This window comes from Caulobacter sp. P1_B12_2 (assembly GCF_056406675.1).
Genome location: NZ_JBFTZS010000479.1, coordinates 1 through 6,262 on the forward strand (window position 1 = coordinate 1; position 6,262 = coordinate 6,262).

The window sequence follows — 6,262 nt, forward strand, 5'->3', positions numbered from 1 at the left end:
ACCGGGCCATGCCGCCGCACGACTTCGACCATGCCGAACCGATGCGCGGCCGCGCCGCCCGGCATCCCCATCGCATCCCGGTCCTGGGCTGGCGCGACATCCTGTGGCGCACCTTCCGCGAGATCAGCGTCGACCGCCTGCCCGCCGTGGCCGGCGGCGTGACCTTCTACACCCTGCTGGCCATCTTCCCGGCCATCGGCGCCTTCGTGTCGCTGTACGGCCTGTTCGCCGACGTCGGGGCGGTCGAGAAACAGCTGCAGGAGATGTCCAGCGTCTTCCCCGCCAGCGTCGTCAACATCATCGGCGAGCAGATGCTGCGCCTGGCCGGCCAGGAACAGGCCAAGCTGGGCGTGGCCTTCGGGGTCAGCCTGCTGCTGTCGATCTGGAGCGCCAACGCCAGCATGAAGGCGCTCTTCGACGGGCTGAACATCGCCTATGACGAGGACGAGAAGCGCAATTTCGTCACCAAGACGCTGTGGACCTACGCCTTCACCTTCTGCGCCCTGATCTACGSCGGGATCCTGGCCGGCATCCTGATCGCCGCGCCGGTGATGTTCGAGCGGATCGGACTGAGCTCGGCGGCGCTGATCTGGATCCCGCTGCGCTGGCTGATCGTGCTGGTGGTGACGGCCCTGGCCTTCGCCATGCTCTACCGCTTCGGCCCCTGCCGCGCCCGGCCGCGCTGGCGCTGGGTGATCTGGGGCTCGGTGTTCGGCGCGGCGGCCTGGCTGCTGGGCTCGCTGGGCTTCTCGCTCTACGTCAACAACATCGCCCACTACGACGCCACCTACGGGCCGCTGGGCGCCGTGATCGCCTTCATGGTCTGGATGTGGTTCTCGATCATGACCGTTCTGGTGGGCGCCGAGCTGAACGCCGAGATCGAGCACCAGACCGCCATCGACTCCACCACCGGCCCCGAAAAGCCGATGGGCGAGCGCGGCGCGGCCATGGCCGACACCGTGGGCCTGGCCTTCCACCCCTGGGAGTTCATCCAGCGCGAAGCCGGCACGGTGAAGCGGGTGTCTGGCCGCTATTGGGGTCGCGCCCGCGGCCTGGGACGGACAAAGCCGCCGCCTCCGGCGCCCTGAAGCGGGACTATCGCCCAGTCGCGCGCTCGCCTATGTCGAAGACATAGTCTCTGGGGGAGCAAGGACTTGGCGAGAACGACAACGGCGCGGCCGACGGCCGACGGCGGCGAGGTCATGACACCGGTCAAGACCGCCTGGTCTTCCACGATCGCCGGCGTGGCGCTGGCCGGCTTCATGATCGCCGGCGCGGTCTGGAACCACCTTACGCCCGACATGTACGCCGAGTGGCTGACCGACTTGATCGCCGTGATCTTCACCCTGGTGGCCGCCTATACGATCGTCGGCGTGTGGACCAGCCGGTGGCGGCTGCTGCCGGACCGGGTCGAGGCCAAGGGCCCGTTCCGCGAACGCACCCTGCCGCGCGCCAAGGTCGCCGGCTATCGCCTCGAGCCGTCGAAGGCCATCCGCCTGGAGTCCGTCGACGGCCCCCGGCAGGGCTTGAGCGTTCCGCTCCACGTCGTCGAGAACCCGGTCTGGGCCGCCTGGCTCGACAGCCTGACGAACCTGGACGCCAAGGCGTACGAGGCCGAGCTGGCGATCCTGGAGAAGGACGACCGCCTGGGCGCAACGCCCTCCCGCCGACTGGAGACCCTGGACTCGCTGCGCCGACTGGCAAGCCGGGCCTCCTGGGTCGCCATCGCCTTGGCCCTGTGGCTGATGGTCTATCCCCGTCCCTATGATCTKGCGGTCGCGCTCAACGTTCCGCTCCCGCTCCTCGCCCTGGCCGTGGCGAGCCGCTGGCCGGGCCTGGCGACGCTGATCCGCGACCCGCAGGCCGAACCGACGGTCAACCTGTCGGCCTTCTGGTTCGTGCCCAGCGGGGCCCTGGCCCTGCGCGTCCTGCTCGACATCGACATGGTCGACTGGCTTCCGGCGCTCTGCGCCGGCCTGGGCCTGGCCGCCATCCCGTTCCTGCTGGTCCTGCGGGCCGAGCGCGCCGCGCGACAGCCCTGGATGGCCCTGTTCTCGGCCGTGGTCCTGCTGGGCTGGGGCTGGGGGACCGTCGGCCTGGCCAATTTCGTTCTCGACCGGGCGCCCCCGACGATCCACCGCGCCGTGGTGATCGACCATGGCGGATCGGCCAACGATGATCCCACCCTCAGCCTTCGCGTGATCGACGCCGGGGCGAAGCTTCCGGTGTTCGAGGACCTCGACGTCTCGGCACGTCGTTTCAAGGCCTCGCCGGTTGGCGGCGTCGCCTGCGTCGCCATCTATCCGGGATGGCTGGGCTGGCGCTATGTCTGGATCACCGACTGCCCAGCCGCCACCGCTCACTGACACGCCCAGGACCACCGCATGATCTTCGCCCCCGCCGTCGCCGCCGAATTCCCCGCCATCGTCGATCTGGTCAATTCCGCCTATCGCGGTCAGGGCGCCCAGGCCGGGTGGACCACCGAGGCCGGCTATATCGACGGCCAACGCATCGACCTGGAGAGCCTCAGGGAAGACCTGGCCGAGGCGCCGAACGCCACCTTGCTGACCCTGCGCGACGAGGACGGCGGCCCGCTGCTGGGCTGCGTCTGGATCGAGCCCGACGCCGAGGTCCCGGAAGGCGACGCCTGGTACCTGGGCATGCTGACCATACGTCCCGACCTGCAGGACCGGCAGCTGGGCCGCGCCCTGCTGGCCCACGGCGAGGCCTACGCCCAGGGCCTGGGCGCCAAGCGGGTGCGCATGACCGTCGTCCACCTGCGCGACACGCTGATCGCCTGGTACCAGCGCCGGGGCTACGCCCTGACCGGCGAGACCAAGCCGTTCCCGGTGGGCGAGCGGTTCGGCACGCCGCAGCGCGAGCTGTCATTCGTGGTGCTGGAGAAGGCGCTGTAAGCGTACCGGCGTTCAACGCGTTTGGGCTGCTCGGCCCGCCCCCAAACCTCCCCTTTCGTCCGTCATTCCCGCCCTTGTGGCGGGAASCCCTGGTTCAGCCGACGGTGAAGCGCCWTGGCGCGCCGGCGCGCCACACCCCCGCCCTTGCGGCGGACRGAGGGGTTCCCGCCACAAGGGTCGCGGTCCAGCCAGGCGCGCTGCAGGCGAAGGCCGTTCTCGACCGGTACGACGGGGTCGCTGGCGGCGTAGACGATGAACGCCGGGGGCGGATCGGCGATCAGCCCGGCGTCCGGCTGCAGGGCGTCGTAGAGCGCCTGTTTCGCGACCGGCTCCAGGGGCGGCTTGTCGGCGACCACGGCCCGCCCCTCGGCGTTGGTCGAGATCGGGCCGTAGCCCACGACCAGGGCGTCGGGGCGCGCGCTCTGCTCCGCCGCGGCCGAGGCCGGCGCGGTCCAGGCGTCCGGATAGGCGGCGACCAGGCAGGCGGCCAGATGGCCGCCCGACGACAGGCCCAGGGCGCCCACGCGGCCGGCGTCGATCCCCAGGGTCGGCGCGCGAGCCCGGATCAGGCGCATCGCCTCGACCGCGTCGTCGACCGGCGCTTGCGGGCCGACCGCCGCGTCGGGGAAGCGATGGATCAGGACGAAGGCGTGGTAGCCCAGGCTGTTCAGCCACAGCGCCACCTCGACGCCTTCCTTGCCGGCCATCAGCTGAGTGTAGCCGCCGCCGGCCATGACCAGCATCGCCCCGCCGTGCGGGACGGCGGGGACGAAGGCCAGAACCTGGGGCCGGGCGACGGCCGCGACTTCCAGATCCAGCCGCGGAGCCGTCGGATCGACCAGGGTGAAGCCCAGGTCGGTGCTCGCTTCATCGCCCCAGACATTGAAACGAAAGGTCTCGCCAAACGGCGTTCGGGTCATGAGCAAGCCACGCGATTACAGAAGATGGACCTCTCCCGTCGGAAAGGACCGGGCTGGAGCGACACGACCGCCTTCCATCAGAAGGGGGCCGCGTCGCTCCGCCTGACACGCCTGTATCCGAAGGCGCGCGCCGTCGCCTAGAACTTCGCCCGCACGCCGAAGAAATAGCGCGAGCCGTAGGTCTCGTTGCCGATGCGGCGGACAGCGTTGTTGTTCTCGATCCGCACCTCGTCGGTCAGGTTCACCCCTTCCAGGAAGACGGTGATCTTGTCGGTGACGTTGTAGCTGGCCGAGGCGTCCAGCGAGCCGAAGGCCTCGTTGAACTCCGGCAGGTTGCCGCGGCCGGTCGGGGTGATCAGCCACTGGTCGCGCCAGTTGTACGAGCCGCGAACGCTGAACTTGTTGTTCTCGTAGTAGAGCGAGACGTTGTAGCTCTTCCGCGACAGGCCCGGGAACGGCAGGATCTCGCCGGTCAGCTGGTTGGTCCCCTGGAAGCCCTTGTCCTTTTGATAGGTGAAGTTGGCCAGCAGGCCGAAGCCGTCGAACGGCTTGGGCAGGAAGTCGAAGGCGTACTGCCCGCCGATCTCCAGGCCGTTGATGTTCACCTGATCGGTGCCGTTCACCGGCCGGGTGATGTTGTAGACCGTGCCGTCGATGGTCTCCGGCGACGACTGGTTGATGATGAACGACGAGATTTCCTTGCGGAACACCGTCGCCGAAACGAAGCTTTCCGGGCCGAAATACCATTCCAGGCCGGCGTCGACGGCGATGGCCTCGAACGGCTGCAGGTCGGGATTGCCGCGCGAACCGGTCAGGCCGACGACGTCGATGCTGCGGCGCAGGGCCAGTTGGCTGGGCGCGGCTCGGGCCATGACCTTGCTGCCCGCCAGGCGGCCGATCAGCTTGTTGGGAATGAACTCGAAGCGCAGGTTCAGCGACGGCAGGGTCTTGGTGTAGCCGCCGTCCTGCGAGGCCTGCACGAAGTTCACCTGCTGGGCGGCCCCGGTCCCGGTCTGGACGCGGTTATAGCCTGTCGAGGTGGTCTTGGTGTCGACCACCCGCACGCCGAACGTGCCCGAGATCGGCACGGGCAGGTTCGAGAAGTCGAAATTGGCCTGCACATAGCCGCTGTTGGTCTTCTCCTCGACCGACCAGGTGTCGAGGAACGCCTGGTAGGAGCCGGGATCGCCGAACTTCGCGGCGGTGTTGGGGTTGGGGTTGACCGCGTAGACGTCGTTGACCTTGCCGGCGGCCGTCAAGGTCGCCTGGTAAGTCGCCATGGTGTTGTCGTTCCATTGGCGGATGCCGCCGGAATAGCCCAGGTCGCCGGTCTTGAAGAACGGGATGTCATTGACGGTCGACGTGGAGTCGACGATGCCCGCGATGGTCGCGCAAGGCGCCAGGACGACGCTGACCGCGTTGGCCGAGCTGGCGACGGTGTCGCGGCAGCTCAGGCGCGTGGTGCGCTGGTAGAGGATCTGGTCGGTCTGGAACTGCCGCCCTTGGGCGCYGATCTTGACCGAGGTCAGCCACGACACGTTGGGGCGATAGGTGATGTTGAACTGCTCGGCGGTCTCCTCCGAGGTGTTGTTGCGGGGGTTGAACACCGCGTCCAGCCGGTTGACGCCCTGGCCGGTGGTGACGTCCAGGCCGGGGAACGAGAAGTTCGGCGCCCGCTGGCCGCCCTTGTAGTCGATGATGGCGCGCGGCACGCCGAACACCGTGGCCGTCGAGTTGATCTCGTTGTTCTGGACCTCGGCGTTCGAATAGTCGAAGCGCGCGTCGAAGGTCCATTGGTCCCGCTTCCACTCGCCGCCGAGCGTGGTGGCGTACTGGGTGCGGGTCAGGTCGCCCAGGATGTTGCGATAGGCCAGGTCCATCGGGAAGTTGGCGTCGCTGGTCAACTCGATGTGGTTGACCGTGTTGTCCGCGCCCAGCGTGGTCTTGCTATAGTCGATCAGGCCGCCCGAGGCGCCCAGTTGCAGGAAGCTGGAGTTCACGTCCTCGGTGGCCGTGGCGTAGGTCGCGTCGAAATAGGCCTTGAAGTTGTCGGTCGGCCGCCATTCCAGAATGCCGTTGAACGCCTTCCGCTCGGTCACCCGGCGATCGATGATCAGGCGCGGGATTTCCGGCACCCAGTCCAACGTGCCGTCGCCGTTGACGTCGGTGCTGCGGCCCGGCGTGGCGCCGGTTCCAGTCGCGGTGGCCGCACGGCGAATCCAGCCCGTGGTGCGGGCGTTGTTGCTGTTGAGGTGGCGCTTTTCCCAGGTGCCCGACAGCAGCACGCCGAACTTGTCGTCGAAGAAGGTCTTGCTGCCGATCAGGGCCAGCTTGGGATCGTATTCCTCGGCCAGGTTCGAATAGACGCCCTGGATCGAGCCCGCCACATACGGCGTCTTGCTGTCGAACGGCCGGCGGGTGATGACC

5 protein-coding genes are annotated in these 6,262 nt (G+C 68.4%); 3 read left to right on the plus strand and 2 right to left on the minus strand.

Translation table 11 applies throughout. The annotated features are described in order from the left end of the window. The 3 genes from AC1DZ6_RS21815 to AC1DZ6_RS21825 form a co-directional block, all read left to right on the plus strand. On the plus strand, nucleotides 1-1,088 hold a 1,088-nt coding region (locus AC1DZ6_RS21815; RefSeq protein ID WP_477099222.1), incomplete at its 5' end, for a YihY/virulence factor BrkB family protein. A 66-nt stretch (nucleotides 1,089-1,154) separates the two neighbouring features. Further along, a complete protein-coding gene (locus AC1DZ6_RS21820; RefSeq protein ID WP_477099223.1) occupies nucleotides 1,155-2,366 on the plus strand; it encodes a hypothetical protein in 1,212 nt (403 codons plus the stop codon). Nucleotides 2,367-2,384: 18 nt separating this feature from the next. Then, nucleotides 2,385-2,915 carry a GNAT family N-acetyltransferase gene (locus tag AC1DZ6_RS21825; RefSeq protein ID WP_477099224.1) on the plus strand — a complete coding sequence of 177 codons (531 nt, stop codon included), beginning with the start codon at nucleotides 2,385-2,387 and terminating at the stop codon, nucleotides 2,913-2,915. A 62-nt stretch (nucleotides 2,916-2,977) separates the two neighbouring features. On the opposite strand, the gene AC1DZ6_RS21830 is transcribed toward AC1DZ6_RS21825, so the two are convergent. Together AC1DZ6_RS21830 and AC1DZ6_RS21835 are read right to left on the minus strand one after the other, a co-directional pair. Further along, nucleotides 2,978-3,835, minus strand: a complete 858-nt coding sequence (locus AC1DZ6_RS21830) for an alpha/beta hydrolase (RefSeq protein ID WP_477099225.1) — start codon at nucleotides 3,833-3,835, stop codon at nucleotides 2,978-2,980. A gap of 137 nt (nucleotides 3,836-3,972) precedes the next feature. Then, nucleotides 3,973-6,262: TonB-dependent receptor (locus AC1DZ6_RS21835; RefSeq protein ID WP_477099226.1), on the minus strand; the 2,290-nt coding region annotated here is incomplete at its 5' end.

Coding starts and splice junctions, on each gene's coding strand:
- AC1DZ6_RS21825 (WP_477099224.1), top strand. CDS start 2,385: ATGATCTTCGCCCCCGCCGTCGCCGCCGAATTCCCCGCCATCGTCGAT.